This window comes from Pseudomonas sp. IT-P74 (genome assembly GCF_949768175.1).
Lineage (GTDB): Bacteria > Pseudomonadota > Gammaproteobacteria > Pseudomonadales > Pseudomonadaceae > Aquipseudomonas.
Genome location: NZ_CATKQD010000002.1, coordinates 219,417 through 233,855 on the forward strand (window position 1 = coordinate 219,417; position 14,439 = coordinate 233,855).

Below are 14,439 nucleotides of genomic sequence, written 5' to 3' on the forward strand. Positions count from 1 at the left end.
GACGCGTCGACCTTGCGTCCATCGCGAGCAGGCTCGCTCCTACAAGGGATTGCTGGTGTTTATCCAGCCGGGTAATTGGCCCGCAGCGCTTCAAGCCCGCCCTGATAGATGCCTGTAAACAACGCCTCCACCTCCTCGTTGCTCACACCCACCGGCTCGAACCGCCCGGACCAGGTCACCCGCGCGCCCTCGCCTTGCGCTTGAACCTTGATCGTCGCCAGATAATCAGTCGCCGGAAAAGGTGCCTGCAAAATCGAGTAGCTGTAGGTTTGGCTCGCGTTGTCGAACGCTTGCAGGCGTTCGATCACCACGGCGCCGTCAGCCGTTTGCAGGCTACGCACGCGCCCGCCTTCGCTCAGCTCGCTCTTGGGAATGAACGGCAGCCAGTCCGGCAGCGAGTTGAAACCGCCAATCAATTGCCAGACCTGTTCGGCCGAAGCCGGGATATCGATGAAGGCTGATGCAGTTGCCATGAAATGTTCTCTCTAATCTAAAAGGTTCAAATGGCCAGGCTGTCGACGACACCGCCGTCGACCCGCAAGGCAGCCCCGGTAGTGGCCGAAGATAGCGGCGAAGCGACGTAGGCCACCAGATTGGCGACCTCCTCGACGTCCGCCACGCGCTGGATGATCGACGTCGGCCGGGCCTTGCGCACGAACGCATCGGCTTCGTCCCGGGCGCTGCGTCCGGATTCGGCCGTGGCGTCCTTGAGCATGTCTTCCAGGCCATCGGTAAAGGTCGGGCCGGGCAGGATCGCATTGACCGTCACGCCGGTGCCGGCCAGGCGTTTGGCCAGGCCATGGGACACGGCCAGGTTGGCGCTTTTGGTCACGCCATAGTTGATCATGTCCGCCGGGGTCGCCACGCCGGACTCCGAAGACAGGAAGATCACCCGCCCCCAGCCCTGCTTGACCATGTCCGGCGTGTAATGCCGGGACAGGCGCACGCCGGAGATCACGTTGACCTCGTAGAAGCGTGTCCACTCACTGTCCGGGGCGTCGAAGAAATCCACGGTGTTGAAGATCCCGAGGTTGTTCACCAGGATGTCCGCCCGAGGTTCGGCGGCGAACAATGTTGCGGCGCCTTCGGCGGTGCCGAGGTCGGCGGTCACGCCGCGCAATTGCGCAGCAGGAACACGCTGGCGAATGTTCGCCATTGCCTGCTCGACCTTGGCCGCGTCGCGGCCGATCACCACCACCATGGCGCCCGCCTCGGCCAGTGCCTGGCTGATGCCCAGGCCAATGCCGGCGGTGCTGCCGCTGACGATTGCCAGTTTTCCACTCAAATCAATCTTCATGCTCAAGCTCCAATGAGGGGCAAGGGTGCGCGCTCGGAAACCAGCTTCGCCTCACGCATTGCCTGCCAGAATGCAGCGGCCACTGCCGGGTTGGCCAACGAGAACTGCAACGCCGCCGCTTTGATGTCGACACCATAGGCCGCCGCAATGCGTTTGATCTGCTCGACCTTGTTGATGATCGCCGGGCTGGCCTTCTGGTATTCGAAGTGCGCACCACCGGCGAGGATGCCCGAGCTGTATGGGCCACCGACCACGATTTCGACGTTCTGCGCCAGGGCAGCGTCCATCAGACGCTGCAAGGCACGATCATGGTCGAGAAGAGTGTAGCGGCAGCATTTGTGCTCGCTGAAAATCCAGTGTGGGAGCGAGCCTGCTCGTGATGACGGAGTGTCAGGCGACATCCTTTTTGCCCGATAGACCGCTATCGCGAGCAAGACTCGCTCCCACAGGTATTCAGCGAACGCTAGATTCCGCAGGGTTTGGTGCTTTACTGAAAAAACCCTCATAAACCCACCGAGAACCCCGGCATGAACCGCAACGATCTGCGCCGCGTGGACATGAACCTGCTGGTGATTTTCGAAGCCCTGATGTTCGAGAAGAACCTGACCCGGGCCGGGGAAAAGCTGTTCCTCGGCCAGCCTGCCGTCAGCGCGTCGCTGGCCAAATTGCGCGATCTTTTCGACGACCCGTTGCTGGTGCGCAACGGACGCACCCTGGAGCCGACCCTGCGGGCGTTGCAGATACTCAAGGAATTGCAGCCGGCGATGGACACCATTTCCGGTGCGGTCAGCCGGGCCAAGGATTTCGATCCCTCCACCAGCCGCGACGTGTTTCGTATCGGTCTGTCGGACGACGCCGAGTTCGGGCTGTTTCCGCCGCTACTCAAGCAGATTCGTGAAGAGGCGCAGAACGTTGTGGTGGTGGTGCGCCGGGTGAATTTCCTGCTGATGCCATCGATGCTGGCCAGTGGCGAGATTTCCGTCGGCATCAGCTATACCACAGAATTGCCGGCCAACGCCAAGCGCAAGAAATTGCGCGACTTGAGCGTGAAAATCCTGCGCGGCGATGACCGCCCCGGCCCGTTGACCCTGGACGAGTTCTGCGAACGCCCTCACGCACTGGTGTCGTTTTCCGGGGACCTGAGCGGTGCCATCGACAACGATCTGGCCCGGATCGGCCGTTCGCGCCGGGTGGTGCTGGCGGTGCCTCAGTTCGCGGGGTTGCGGGCCTTGCTGGCGGGTACTGACATGCTCGCCACCGTGCCGGATTACGCGGCCAGTGCGTTGATCGAAGGCAGCAGCCAGTTACGGGCGGACGATGCGCCCTTTGATATCAACCTGTCCGAACTGTCGATGGTCTGGAACGGGGTCAACGATAACGATCCGGCAGAACGCTGGTTGCGCTCGAAAATTGCACAGCACATGGCAGCGCCACTATCGGGGCATTGATCGACTGCAGAAACATCGGTTCAGACTCGCGCAGGTACACCGGCATGTCGGTCACTGGTGGCATGGCCGGAATCTCGAAATACATCTGCACCACCCAGCCACGGTGATAGCTGGCGTGGTTGACCACGTGCATCAGCATCGCGCCGGCGCTCATGGTGCCGCTTTCGCCCGAGACAAAGGTGAATTCCAGGAGCTTGTCCAGGGAGGCATCGGTTTGCCGGGCGCTCCAGTCGCAGTACCAGCGATCGATGGTTTTTTGCGCCATGCGCAGTTCGGACAGATCGGCATGCAACAGGTCGTGCGAGGTCTTGAAGCCATGCCCCCGGCCTTCGAGGTGCGCCTGCCAGATGCAATCGACCACGTACACGTGATTGAGGGTGCCGATCATGTTTTTGAACACCGACACCCGTTCTTTCTTGACTTCGCCCGGTGGGAGCGCCGCGAGGCTGTCAAAAAGGCGCTGATTGGCCCAGCGTTTGTAATCGGCCAGCAGGCAGGCCGTGCGTACGGTGATCATCAGAGTTCTCCGATGGCGGTAAGCGCACCTTCCAGCATAGACCCGATGGGCGCCAAGCAGTGCCAGCCCTGATCATCGGTCGTCCAGGCGTTTCACCACGAGTTCGGCGAGTGCCAGGCAACTGGTCAACCCCGGTGATTCGATGCCGAACAGATTGACCAGCCCCGCCACCCCATGTTCGGCCCGACCACTGATGAGAAAGTCGGCGGCCGGCTCGGTCGGCCCGCTGATTTTCGGGCGAATGCCGCTGTAGGCCGGTTGCAGGCTGTTGTCCGGCAAACCCGGCCAATAGCGCCGGATTGCCTGATAGAACCCCTCGGCCCGGCGGGACTCGACGCGGTAATCAATGTGCTCGACCCATTCGACATCCGGCCCGAAGCGTGCCTGCCCGCCCAGGTCCAGCGTCATGTGCACACCCAGTCCCGCGCTCTCCGGGGCCGGATACACCAAGTGGCGAAACGGCACCCGGCCATTGAGACTGAAATAACTGCCCTTGCACAGATGCGCCCGGGGAATGAATGGTCCAGGCAGACCGACGATGCTGCTCGCCACCTCGGGCGCGGACAGCCCCGCGCAGTTGATCAATTCGCGGCTGCACAGCGTCATGGGTTGACTGCCGCCCATGTGCAACTCAAAACCCTGATCGATGCAATGGGCTGACAGCAACGGCGTGTGCAAGGCCAGCGTCGCGCCAAACCTCTGGGCATCGCCCTGAAGCGCCAACATCAGCCCGTGGGAGTCGACAATGCCGGTTGACGGCGACCACAACGCCGCGACGCAGGACAACGCCGGTTCAAGCACCCGGGCCTGCGGGCCATCCAGCCATTGCAGGTCATCGACACCATTGGCACCCCCCTGCTGCAACAGACGCTGCAAAGCTGCGCGCTGCTGCTCATCGGTGGCCACGATCAACTTGCCCACGCGCCGGTAATCGACACCGTGTTCGTCGCAATAGGCGTAGAGACGCTGCTTGCCCTCCACGCACAACCGCGCCTTGAGACTGCCGCCAGGGTAATAGATGCCGGCATGAATCACTTCAGAGTTACGCGAGCTGATGCCCGTGCCGATGCCCTCACCCGCCTCGACCACCAGCACGTCGCGCCCGCTCATGGCCAGGGCCCTGGCCACCGCCAGCCCGACCACGCCGGCCCCGATCACCACGCTTTGAATATCGATGTTCAACGACCCAGCCTCCCTCTCACCCCGTTCCTCGCCAATGCCAGGGAACTCTCGGCGACCGCCACGCATCCTAAACTATGTGGTACTTCCCTTATGCTGTCGGAGGACACCGTCATGCGCCGCATGTTTATCCTTTCTTCCCTGGTACTTTGTTTACCCTTCGGTTCGGCTCTGGCCAAAGTGGATGCGGGTGACGTCGCCACTTCCGCCGGGGTTTCCGCGTCGCTGTACTCGACGTTCAAAGACGACAAACTCATGATTCCCGCCCGGGATGACGCTTCCAGCTTCGTCGCCAGCGGCGGTGCAATTCGTGGTGCTTACCTGGAGGCGCTGTTGAAAAAGGTCCGCCAGGACAATCCCGCCCTCAACAACGCAAGCGACGAGGACCTGGCCCGCGCCATTCTCGTCCAGGAAGGCGTTGCCACCGATCACTGAAGATCGTCATCGCCAGCGGTGGGGCTTGTGACACCGGGATAGCGTTTCCGGCCCTACCTGGCGTGCGTGCCAGTGGACAAGCGTGCCCACCCGGCCACGAGCTGCGCGTTGATACTCACCCCGCCGCACACCACGATTACCACGTCATTGGCGTCGGCAATCGCCGGGTGATCCAGGTAGGCAATCGCCAATGAAACCCCGCACGCCGGTTCGACCAGCTGACGCAAATCATTGGCGTAACGCACCACGCCCATGATCGCCTCATCATCACTGAGCACCACGCACTCATGGGAGAAATCGCCGATGTGCTTGACCGGCCAGGCGGCCACTTGCGCGGCGCCCAGGGAGGTGGCGACCGTGTCGATTTTCGGCAATTTGACCGGGTGCCCGGCCGCCACCGCCGCGGCGAACGACGCCGCGCCTTCGGTTTCGCAGGCTACGATGCGGCAATCGGTGTGCCGATGACGAATCAGTCCGGTGAGCAGCCCCGCCAGTAAACCTCCGCCGCCCACCGATGTCACCAGCACATCCACTGGCGGGCAGTCTTCAAGGATTTCATCGACCATGGTGCTGTGCCCTTCCCACAACACCGGATGGTCAAAGGCCGGCACAAATTCACAGCGTGGGTCCTGGGCGAGTTCCCGTGCCCGTTGATTGGCGTCGTCCCAGACCTTGCCGTGCACGATCACCTCGGCGCCGGTATTGCTGATCCGCGCCCGGGTGCTTTGCGCGGTGGTGTGCGGCACCACGATGCATGCCTTGAGCCCCAGGCATGCAGCGGCCATGGCCGTGGCGAGTCCCGCGTTACCGCCGGAGGGACAGACCACCTTGCGCTTGCCCTGCTGCGCCGCCCGGCTGCACAGCAAGCCAATGCCGCGTATTTTGAACGAGCCGCCAGGTTGCAGGTTTTCCAGTTTCAGCCAGATACGGCGGGTCGGGGTCGACAGGCCAGGGTGCAGGATCAAAGGCGTGCGGATGTGCAGCATGTCGGTTCCTGTTACACGCCACCGGCTCGCCGAACAGGTCAACGAGCCAGCGGTGAACGGTCCTCTGATGCAAGTTTAGTTCACCCGGCCTCGGGGCGACCGTCTCAGCGGTCCGGCGCCGGGCTGCGCAATGCGAGGGGACAAGACGGTATCTACACTTAAAATTAAGCCTGTTCGTGGAGGCACCATGAAAATCTCCGCCAAATTGGCGTTTTTCGCCGTCGTCAGCACCCTCGCCTACCTCACCCTGGCGATCTGGGGGCTAGGTGGTTTCGCGACTTACTTCAGCCACGGTTCACTGGTCGTCGTTGCCCTGGCCACCCTGATCATGGCTGTCGCTTCTTTGTTCACCGAGGTCAACCTGAGTTCGGGGGAACGCGAAGACCGGGCCAACCGCTGGGTCATTCCGGCCTTCGGCGTGATCGGGTTGCTGAGCGGCTTTCTGCCGGCCTATACCGACCGCATCGATTTCTGGACTTTTGGCGGTGAAGGCGTGCGCTGGCTCGGCGCGCTGTTGTTTATCCTGGGTGGCGCGCTGCGGTTGTGGCCGGTGTTTGTGCTGGGCAAGCGCTTCAGCGGGCTGGTGGCCATTCAACCGGGGCATCGACTGGTCACCGAGGGGATTTACCGCAACCTGCGCAACCCCAGTTACCTGGGGATAATGGTCATCGGCACCGGTTGGGCACTGGCCTTTCGCTCTGGTGTCGGGCTGATATTGGTGGCGCTGACGCTGGTCCCGCTGATCGCGCGCATTCACTCGGAAGAGGCCTTGCTCAGGGCGCAGTTCGGCAGTGAATACGAGGCCTATTGCGCACGCAGCTGGCGGCTGATCCCCGGGGTTTACTGACTGGAACAATGATCCCCTGTGGGAGCGAGCAGGCTCGCACACATTAGACCGCTTGCAGACGCAGACCTGCGGCATCCACCAGAACCCGAACCGAATCATAACTGGCCAACGTCCCATGCAACGTCTCGATCGGATGCTCATGGGTCGCCGTGACAATCATCAAGTTCGCCCCCGCCGCCTCGGCCGCCAGAATCCCCACCGTGGCATCTTCAAAAACCAGGCACTGCCCGGCCTCGACACCCAGGCGACGGGCCGCGAGGCGGTAACCGGCGGGATCCGGTTTGCCAGCAGTCACATCCTCGGCGGTGATCATGACAGCAGGCTCGGGAATCCCCGCCGCCGCCAACCGCCGCAACGCCAGTTCCCGCGGGGCGGAAGTGACGATGGCCCACTGGCTGGCAGGCAAGGACCGCAGGAATTTCCCCGCGCCAGCCACTTCCAATACCCCGTCGACGTCGACGATTTCCGCTTCGGTAATCCACGCGGCTTCGGCCTCGGCATCCACCCCGGGCAAACCCAGGCGCCTGATGGTGTCGATGGCGCGAGCGCCGTGAATGGTCGGCAGGAAGCTGTCGACATCGACACCATGGCGCACCGCCCAGGTGGTCCAGACCCGCTCGGCGGCGGCAATGGAGGTCAGGACGGTGCCGTCCATGTCGAACAGGAAAGCACGGTAGGTCGAGTTGAAAACAGAGTGATCGGACAAGGAAAAGAACCTCGCGGGTGCCGGACGGATTTGCCCGGCAATGTAGCATCTGCGCGCAGGTCAGTTGAGTCGTTTGGACTTGAAGGTCTGGCCCACGCAATCGAGCAGCCCGCCAATCATCCAGGGTTTCTTGATGAACGAGACCGCGTGCCGCACGCCTGCGCTTTCAGGGGTTTCGAAACCGGACATGATCATGATCGGCTTGTCCGGCCAGCGATCGCCGAACTGGTTGGCCAGGTCCGCGCCGTTGAGCGTGCCGGGCATGGTGATATCTGTCAGCAGCATACCGACATCCGGAGCATGCTGTTCCAGATAGATCGCTGCCGCGTCCGCACTGATTTTCGGCTCGACGACAAAGCCTTCCTCCTGAAGAATCTCACAGAGAAACTCCAGGATCAGCGGGTCGTCCTCAACCACCAGAATCAACCCGCCGGGAAGATCCCCGCCCGCCGTCGGTACTCGACTCATGACCGTGCCGCTCTCTGATTGCCACAATGATTTCGCGGATTCTGACCCGCCACTTAAAAGGTATGAGCAGCGGACTCGGCGGAAATTCATTTTTGTTGCAGCCAGGTGACCGGTAACAAGCGTACTGATCAATTTTGCCCATCAGGCGGCACGCTATCCCTGAGCCCTGCGGAAAAAACCTGTGGGAGCGAGCCTGCTCGCGAATGCGGTAGTTCAGCCAACATCGATAGCGACTGACACTACGTCTTCGCGAGCAGGCTCGCTCCCACATGGACCGCGGTGGCCGGGCTTACTGCGACATTTCGCTTTTTTTCATCGCATCCTTGGACATGGCGTCTTTTTTCATCGCGTCCTTGGACATTGCATCCTTGGACATGCTGTCTTTGGACATCGCGTCCTTTGACATCGAATCGGTCTTCTTCATCGCATCCTTGGACATGGCGTCCTTGGACATTGAATCCTTGCTCATGCTGTCATTACTCATCGTGTCAGCAGCGAACACAGAGGCAGCACCAACGGCCAGGCACATGGACAGAACAACAGTGGTCAGTTTTTTCATGATGAAACTCCTTGGAGCGTGGGTTTACGGACGGTGAATGTTTGGGACGTTCATCAGCTGCCACCGAACCAGTTGTAGCCCTGGTCTTCCCAGTAGCCGCCGCTGTAGGTGTTGCTGACGAAAATCGCCTGAATGTGTTTGGGGTTCTTGTAGCCAAGCTTGGTGGGCATGCGCAGCTTCATCGGGAAGCCGTATTCGCGCGGCAGCACCGCGCCGTCATAAGTCAGCGTCAACAGGGTTTGCGCATGCAGTGCGGTGGCCATGTCGATGCTGGTGTAGTAGTCGTCGGCGCATTTGAAGCCGACGTATTTGGCGTCGGTGTCGGCGCCGATGCACTTGAGGAAGTCGCTGAAGCGCACACCGCCCCAACGCCCGATCGCGCTCCAGCCTTCGACGCAAATGTGCCGGGTGATCTGCTCGGTCTGGGCCATGGCCCGCAGTTCTTCGAGGCGCCAGTTGCGTTTGTCGGCGACCAGGCCGGTGACTTCCAGGCGATAGCCCTCCTCCTCCACCGTCGGCGCTTCGTCGATGCCGTAAAAGGCATTGAAGGGAAACGGCCGGGTGATCATCGATTCGGGATAGGTCGGCGCCATCGCGTTGGGGTTGAACAACCAGCCCTGCACCCGATCGTTGAAGCGCGACATGGACGACAGCGCGGTCTCGACGCTTTCGTTGTCGGTGATGTTGCAGCCGGACAACATCGCCACGCCGCCGAGGGTCAGACCACGCAGCAGGAACGAGCGGCGCGAGCGGTCTTCGATCTGCGGGGCGAGGATCTTGCGGGCATCGGTGAGGATCGAAGTCTCGTCCAGCCCGGGGATCTGGATGCGCTTTTTCATATCTGCTCCTTGCGGCCGACAATCATGGCCAACAGCGTTTTCGGAACCAGCGCAACCATCACCAGATGCACCGCCACAAAGGCCACCAACAGCGCCATGGTGAAGAAGTGCACGCGGCGTGCGCCCTCGTAGCCGAACAGCAATTCACGCAACAGCGGGAACTGCACCGACTTCCACAACACCAGCCCGGAGAGCACCAGCAGGAGGATGTCGACCATCACGAACAGGTATGCAAAACGCTGCACCTGGTTGTAATGACTGAGATCGGTGTGCCCGAGTTTTCCGCGCAAGGCGGCCCACAGATCGTGCAACACGCCTTTGGGCGAAACCGGGAAGAAACGTCGCTTCAGGCGCCCGCTGAACAGGTTGAAGGCCAGGTAGATCAGGCCGTTGATCGCCAGGAACCACATCGCTGCGAAATGCCATTGCAGCGCGCCACCCAGCCAGCCGCCGAGGGTGATCGACTTGGGAAAACTGAATTCGTAGATCGGCGAGGCGTTGTAGATGCGCCAGCCACTGGTGACCATCACCAGCACCGCCAGGGCGTTGAGCCAATGGGTCAAGCGTAGCCAGCGTGGATGACTGGACTTGGGTGAAGCAGTGCTCTGCGACATGTCCGGCTCCCGTTCGTTGTTGTTCGTTGGAGCCGAGTATGGGAGCCGGAAGATCGCCAAATCCTCACGTAAAGTTAAATTAAACGTGATAACTGGCCCTCAAGGCCACCGCAAAACCTGTAGGAGCGAGCCTGCTCGCGATGGTGTGTCAGACGACACAACGGTGCCTGTTACACCATCGCGAGCAGGCTCGCTCCTACAAGGTTTTGTGTAGACCGCAAGATGGGCATTTATGGTTAAATGCCGCCCCTTTCCACGCCATCGACCCGATCCAATGAACCCTGAAGCCCTCGCCATCCTCAACCAGCACCTGCTGACCGCCCTGGCGGCCGCCCCCGCCGAAACCCGCCGCCTGTTCCACGGGCGTGGGCGCTGCTGGCCGGGGCTGGAGCAGGTGACCGTGGACTGGTTGCAGGGCGTGGTGCTGGTGGCGCTGTTCAAGGAGCCGGAGGTTGCGCAACTGGAAGACCTGAAGCAGGTGCTGATGGCGATCACCGAGTCCGCGCAATGGGCCCAGTCCGGTGCCCACACGCTGCTTTTGCAACATCGCTACCTGCTGCAAAGCACCACCGAGTGGCTGCTGGGGGACGTCATCGAGGAAATGACCATCACCGAGGGTGGCCTGAAGTATCGGGTCGATCTGGGCCGCAAACAGAACACCGGGCTGTTCCTCGACATGCGCTACGGCCGCGATTGGGTCCGCGCCAATGCCGAGGGCAAGCGGGTGCTGAATCTGTTCGCCTACACCTGCGGTTTCTCGGTGGCGGCCATCGAAGGCGGCGCGAACCACGTGGTCAACCTCGACATGTCGAGCCCGGCCTTGAACCGTGGCCGTGACAACCACCGGCTCAACGGCCACGACATGAGCAAGGTCAGTTTCCTCGGCCACGACCTGTTCAAATCCTGGGGCAAGGTGATCGGCAAGGGGCCGTACGACCTGGTGATCATCGACCCGCCGTCGTTCCAGAAAGGCAGCTTCCTGCTGACCAAGGACTACCAGCGCGTACTGCGCCGTCTACCGGAATTGCTCAGCCCTCAAGGTACCGTACTGGCGTGCATGAACGACCCGGCCTTTGGCGCCGATTTCCTGATCGATGGCGTGACCCGCGAAGCCCCGAGCCTGCGGTTCGAACAGCGGCTGGAGAACCCGCCGGAGTTTCCGGATGCCGATGTCGAGTGTGGGTTGAAGGCCTTGGTGTTTCGGCAGTAACACCGGGCCTGTGGGAGTTTCAGCGTGGCTGCAACACCAGCGCAAACAACTCGCCATGCCCGTTCACATTGAGCTTGTAATAGAGGTTGCGCCGGTGCACTTTCACCGTCTCCGGGGAAATGCCCATTTGCTGGGCGATGGCCTTGCTTGAGAAGCCCTGGAGAATCAGGCGTGCGGTTTCGATTTCCCGCAGGGTCAGGCGTGCGTCGAAGCGATCGAGCAAGGTCGCCAGGTCCCCGGCCGGTGGTTCGGCGACCGGCCCTTCCGGCGGCAGTAAATCCAGGTGTCGACACATCGCCGCCAGCACCCAGTCACGCACGCACAGCAAGCGGCCCTGTTCCTCGAGGCTGAAGCGTGTCGAACGCCCCAGGGACAGGCCAAGCACGGCGCCGTCGACGTTGACCATGAACTGTAATTCGTCGCCACCGACCACCCTTCTGAAGTAACTCAGGTAGTACTCGCTGTGCTGGAACTGGTCGGGGGCCACCGATTCGAGGCTGTGCAAACCGTCGGCGATGCCCGCGCAGGCGGCTTGATAGAACGGATCGAGCAGGTACATGCCGGCGCGGTAGTCCGCCAATTCTTCCTGCTCATCAGGGTTGCCCTTGGCATCGAAATCAATCAGCAGGCGCGGCACATGGCCCGGGCGCATCAGTGCTACCAGCGCGTTATCCAGCGGCACCAGCAAGCGCAGGGTATCGACCAGCGCACGCCAGAAACCGTCCTGCCCCACCGCCGTGAAGACCCGCGCCAGCCCCTGGTGCACCGGCAACTCTTTCAACAACGCGTCCACGCACTACCCCTTTTGAGTAACCCATGATGGGAATGGGTGAAGGCCACCCCGGTCGATACGCTGCAAACTCCTGATTACCACCGGCCGCCACAGGCCAGGAGTGCCGCATCATGAGTCGTCACCGCTTGTATTTCAATCTGGGGTTTGGCGCCTGTCTGGCGGTTTCGCTGTCGGCTTTTGCAGTCGAAGCCCCGACGGTGCACGTGTACAACTGGTACGACTACATCGGCCCCACCACCTTGCAGGACTTCAAGCGTGACACCGGGATTGCGCCGGTCTACGACACCTTCGACAGCGCCGAAGTGCTGGAAGGCAAGTTGCTCACCAGCCGCAGCGGCTACGACGTGGTGGTGGCCAGCAACTTCAGTCTGCCCACGCTGATCAAGGCCGGCGCCCTCGCCCCCCTGCCCCGCGCGCAGATGCCGGACTTCAAGAACATGGACACCGAACTGTTGGCGAAACTGGCCAACAACGATCCGGGCAACCAGTACGCCGTGCCCTACCTGTGGGGCACCAACGGCATCGGCTACAACGTCGACAAAGTGCGCGCTGCGCTGGGTGACAAGGCGCCGGTGGATTCCTGGGACCTGGTGTTCAAGGAAGAGAACCTGGCCAAACTCGGCGAATGCGGCGTGGCCATGCTCGACTCGCCGGCGGAGATGCTGCCGGTGGCCCTGCACTACCTCGGCCTGCCGCCCAACAGCACCAACCCCGAGGACTACAAGAAGGCCGAAGCGCTGCTGCTCAAGCTGCGCCCGCATATCGCCTACTTCAATTCGTCGAAGTTCATCAGCGACCTGTCCAACGGCAACATCTGCGTGGCGGTGGGCTGGTCCGGCGCGATGCTCGAAGCCAGGAACACCGCCGAGCAGGCCGGCAACGGCGTGAAGATCGCCTACAGCTTGCCCAGGGAAGGCGCGCCGGTGTGGTTCGACACGCTGGTACTGCTCAAGGACGCCCCGCACCCGGAACAAGGCATGGCCTTCATCGACTACCTGATGCGCCCCGAGGTCATCGCCCCGGTCAGTGACCACCTCAACTACCCCAACGGCAACCGCAGCGCCACCACGCTGGTGGCCGAAGCGACCCGCAGTAACCCGGCCGTTTATCCGCCCGCCGAAGCCATGGCCACCTTGTTCACCCTTCAGCCTTTGCCGCCGGCTACCGAGCGCGTGCGCACGCGGATCTGGAGCAAGGTCAAAAACGGTCAATAAGAACACCACATGCCCCTGTGGTGCCCAACAAATATTCTTTTTTCTGCCACGATTCGAAGATGAGAAAACCATGAAACCACGCGCCCGTGACCTGAACATTCCAATCGGCCAACTGCAACCCGGCCCGCTCAATGCGATCACTGACGTCCCCGGCGTACGGGTCGGCCACAGCAATGTACGAGGCCGCACTGCCAATGGCCGCGACATCCTCACCGGCGTCACCGTCATCGAACCCCGTGCCGGTTCCACCAGCCAGCAACCGTGCTTTGCCGGTGTGCATGTGCTCAACGGCAACGGCGATGCCACGGGGCTGGAGTGGATTCGCGAAGCAGGCTTGCTGACCAGCCCCATTGCCTTCACCAACACCCACAGCCTGGGCGTGGTACGCGATGCGCTGATCGTGCTCGACCGTGAGCAGCAGCCGGATGACGGGCGCCTGTACTGGAACATGCCGGTGGTGCTGGAAACCTTCGACGGCCTGCTCAACGACATCAACGGCTTTCACGTGAAACCTGAACACGTGGCTCAAGCCCTGCATTCGGCGGCGGGCGGCCCGGTGGCTGAAGGCAATGTCGGCGGTGGCAGCGGCATGATCTGCCACGAGTTCAAGGGCGGCATCGGCACTGCGTCGCGCCGTTTGAACAGCGCCCAGGGCGGCTGGACGGTGGGGGCGATCGTCCAGGCCAACCACGGCATTCGCAATGAATTGCGCGTCGATGGCTACCCGGTCGGACGCTACATGGAACAGGTCGATTCGCCGTTCCTCAAGGCCTCGCTGCCCCATCCGGGCATGGGTTCGATCGTGGTCTGCCTGGCCACCGATGCGCCGCTGCTGCCACACCAGTGCACCCGCCTGGCCCAGCGCGCCAGCCTCGGCCTGGCCCGCACCGGCGGTGGCAATGAAGACCACAGCGGCGACATCTTCATCGCCTTCGCCACCGGTAACGATCACGTGCCGTCGGCCGCCTACGAGAGCAAGAAAGCACCGACCACCCACAACCTGAGCATGGTCAACAACGACCACATCAGCGAGCTGTTCCTGGCCGCCACCGAAGCCGTGGAAGAAGCCATCATCAATGCCCTGCTCGCCGCCGAAACGGCCGAAGGCAACGGGCACGGGGTGCAGGGGCTGGATGCCGAGACCCTGCTCAAGGCGTTGCGCCGCGCCGGCTGGTCGGGGGACGCGACTAGCGGTACTTGAGTGAAACACTCGGTCTTTTTAGGATGAACTTACGCAGTCGCTTGCTTGCGCAAGCCGCTGCGTAGGTGGTGAGTGCACTGAACCCCTACCAAGCTCACCGCCTGCTTCACGCGCATCTTGAGCCTC

Annotated in this window: 17 protein-coding genes and 1 pseudogene; 6 read left to right on the forward strand and 12 right to left on the reverse strand. The window is 62.0% G+C overall.

All coding sequences use genetic code 11. The features are described 5' to 3' along the window. Window positions 1-59 precede the first annotated feature (59 nt). The 3 genes and pseudogenes from ACM6J5_RS02485 to ACM6J5_RS02495 form a co-directional block, all read right to left on the reverse strand. Entirely contained in the window at window positions 60-473 is a 414-nt protein-coding gene (locus tag ACM6J5_RS02485; RefSeq protein ID WP_414927733.1) for an SRPBCC family protein, read from the reverse strand. Window positions 474-499: 26 nt separating this feature from the next. After that, window positions 500-1,297, reverse strand: a complete 798-nt coding sequence (locus ACM6J5_RS02490) for an SDR family NAD(P)-dependent oxidoreductase (RefSeq protein WP_095945858.1) — start codon at window positions 1,295-1,297, stop codon at window positions 500-502. 2 nt (window positions 1,298-1,299) lie between these two features. Next, a pseudogene (locus ACM6J5_RS02495) lies at window positions 1,300-1,626 on the reverse strand (aldo/keto reductase); the annotation flags it as partial. A 198-nt stretch (window positions 1,627-1,824) separates the two neighbouring features. Between ACM6J5_RS02495 and ACM6J5_RS02500 the strand changes: the two are divergent. Continuing rightward, window positions 1,825-2,745 carry a LysR substrate-binding domain-containing protein gene (locus tag ACM6J5_RS02500; protein ID WP_414927734.1) on the forward strand — a complete coding sequence of 307 codons (921 nt, stop codon included), beginning with the start codon at window positions 1,825-1,827 and terminating at the stop codon, window positions 2,743-2,745. On the opposite strand, the gene ACM6J5_RS02505 is transcribed toward ACM6J5_RS02500, so the two are convergent. Next, window positions 2,666-3,262 carry a DinB family protein gene (locus ACM6J5_RS02505; RefSeq protein ID WP_095945860.1) on the reverse strand — a complete coding sequence of 199 codons (597 nt, stop codon included), beginning with the start codon at window positions 3,260-3,262 and terminating at the stop codon, window positions 2,666-2,668. The two genes, ACM6J5_RS02500 and ACM6J5_RS02505, sit on opposite strands and share 80 nt — an antisense overlap. 72 nt (window positions 3,263-3,334) lie before the next feature. After that, window positions 3,335-4,444, reverse strand: coding sequence for an NAD(P)/FAD-dependent oxidoreductase (locus ACM6J5_RS02510; protein WP_095945861.1), 1,110 nt, complete (start codon window positions 4,442-4,444; stop codon window positions 3,335-3,337). Between the two features lie 111 nt (window positions 4,445-4,555). On the opposite strand from ACM6J5_RS02510, the gene ACM6J5_RS02515 reads away from it, so the two are divergent. Beyond that, entirely contained in the window at window positions 4,556-4,876 is a 321-nt protein-coding gene (locus tag ACM6J5_RS02515; RefSeq protein WP_095945876.1) for a DUF2388 domain-containing protein, read from the forward strand. A gap of 53 nt (window positions 4,877-4,929) precedes the next feature. On the opposite strand, the gene ACM6J5_RS02520 is transcribed toward ACM6J5_RS02515, so the two are convergent. Beyond that, window positions 4,930-5,862: a pyridoxal-phosphate dependent enzyme gene (locus tag ACM6J5_RS02520; RefSeq protein WP_150674065.1), complete on the reverse strand. Its 933-nt coding sequence runs from the start codon at window positions 5,860-5,862 to the stop codon at window positions 4,930-4,932. Between the two features lie 187 nt (window positions 5,863-6,049). Between ACM6J5_RS02520 and ACM6J5_RS02525 the strand changes: the two genes are divergently transcribed. Then, window positions 6,050-6,709, forward strand: coding sequence for a methyltransferase family protein (locus ACM6J5_RS02525; protein ID WP_414927735.1), 660 nt, complete (start codon window positions 6,050-6,052; stop codon window positions 6,707-6,709). Window positions 6,710-6,752: 43 nt separating this feature from the next. Here ACM6J5_RS02525 and ACM6J5_RS02530 read toward each other — a convergent pair whose 3' ends face one another. From ACM6J5_RS02530 to ACM6J5_RS02550, 5 genes are all read right to left on the reverse strand, one after another. Next, complete coding sequence (locus tag ACM6J5_RS02530) at window positions 6,753-7,415, reverse strand: HAD-IA family hydrolase (RefSeq protein WP_414927736.1); 663 nt, start codon at window positions 7,413-7,415, stop codon at window positions 6,753-6,755. A gap of 60 nt (window positions 7,416-7,475) precedes the next feature. Continuing rightward, complete coding sequence (locus ACM6J5_RS02535) at window positions 7,476-7,883, reverse strand: response regulator (RefSeq protein ID WP_095945865.1); 408 nt, start codon at window positions 7,881-7,883, stop codon at window positions 7,476-7,478. 289 nt (window positions 7,884-8,172) lie between these two features. Further along, window positions 8,173-8,442 (reverse strand): pentapeptide MXKDX repeat protein, encoded by a 270-nt coding sequence (locus ACM6J5_RS02540; protein WP_085729164.1) that lies wholly within the window; start codon window positions 8,440-8,442, stop codon window positions 8,173-8,175. 53 nt (window positions 8,443-8,495) lie between these two features. Next, window positions 8,496-9,281, reverse strand: a complete 786-nt coding sequence (locus tag ACM6J5_RS02545; RefSeq protein WP_414927737.1) for a molybdopterin-dependent oxidoreductase — start codon at window positions 9,279-9,281, stop codon at window positions 8,496-8,498. Beyond that, window positions 9,278-9,895 (reverse strand): cytochrome b/b6 domain-containing protein, encoded by a 618-nt coding sequence (locus ACM6J5_RS02550; protein ID WP_414927738.1) that lies wholly within the window; start codon window positions 9,893-9,895, stop codon window positions 9,278-9,280. Before ACM6J5_RS02550 ends, ACM6J5_RS02545 begins: the two co-directional genes overlap by 4 nt. A 274-nt stretch (window positions 9,896-10,169) precedes the next feature. On the opposite strand from ACM6J5_RS02550, the gene ACM6J5_RS02555 reads away from it, so the two are divergent. Then, window positions 10,170-11,105: a class I SAM-dependent methyltransferase gene (locus tag ACM6J5_RS02555; protein WP_414927739.1), complete on the forward strand. Its 936-nt coding sequence runs from the start codon at window positions 10,170-10,172 to the stop codon at window positions 11,103-11,105. A 19-nt stretch (window positions 11,106-11,124) separates the two neighbouring features. On the opposite strand, the gene ACM6J5_RS02560 is transcribed toward ACM6J5_RS02555, so the two are convergent. Next, the gene (locus tag ACM6J5_RS02560) at window positions 11,125-11,898 is read right to left on the reverse strand and encodes a helix-turn-helix transcriptional regulator (protein WP_414927740.1); all 774 of its coding nucleotides are present in this window, start codon (window positions 11,896-11,898) and stop codon (window positions 11,125-11,127) included. 110 nt (window positions 11,899-12,008) lie between these two features. On the opposite strand from ACM6J5_RS02560, the gene ACM6J5_RS02565 reads away from it, so the two are divergent. Together ACM6J5_RS02565 and ACM6J5_RS02570 are read left to right on the forward strand one after the other, a co-directional pair. Continuing rightward, a complete protein-coding gene (locus ACM6J5_RS02565) occupies window positions 12,009-13,112 on the forward strand; it encodes an extracellular solute-binding protein (RefSeq protein WP_414927741.1) in 1,104 nt (367 codons plus the stop codon). A 70-nt stretch (window positions 13,113-13,182) separates the two neighbouring features. Further along, window positions 13,183-14,313, forward strand: a complete 1,131-nt coding sequence (locus tag ACM6J5_RS02570; protein ID WP_414927742.1) for a P1 family peptidase — start codon at window positions 13,183-13,185, stop codon at window positions 14,311-14,313. Window positions 14,314-14,439: the final 126 nt, after the last annotated feature.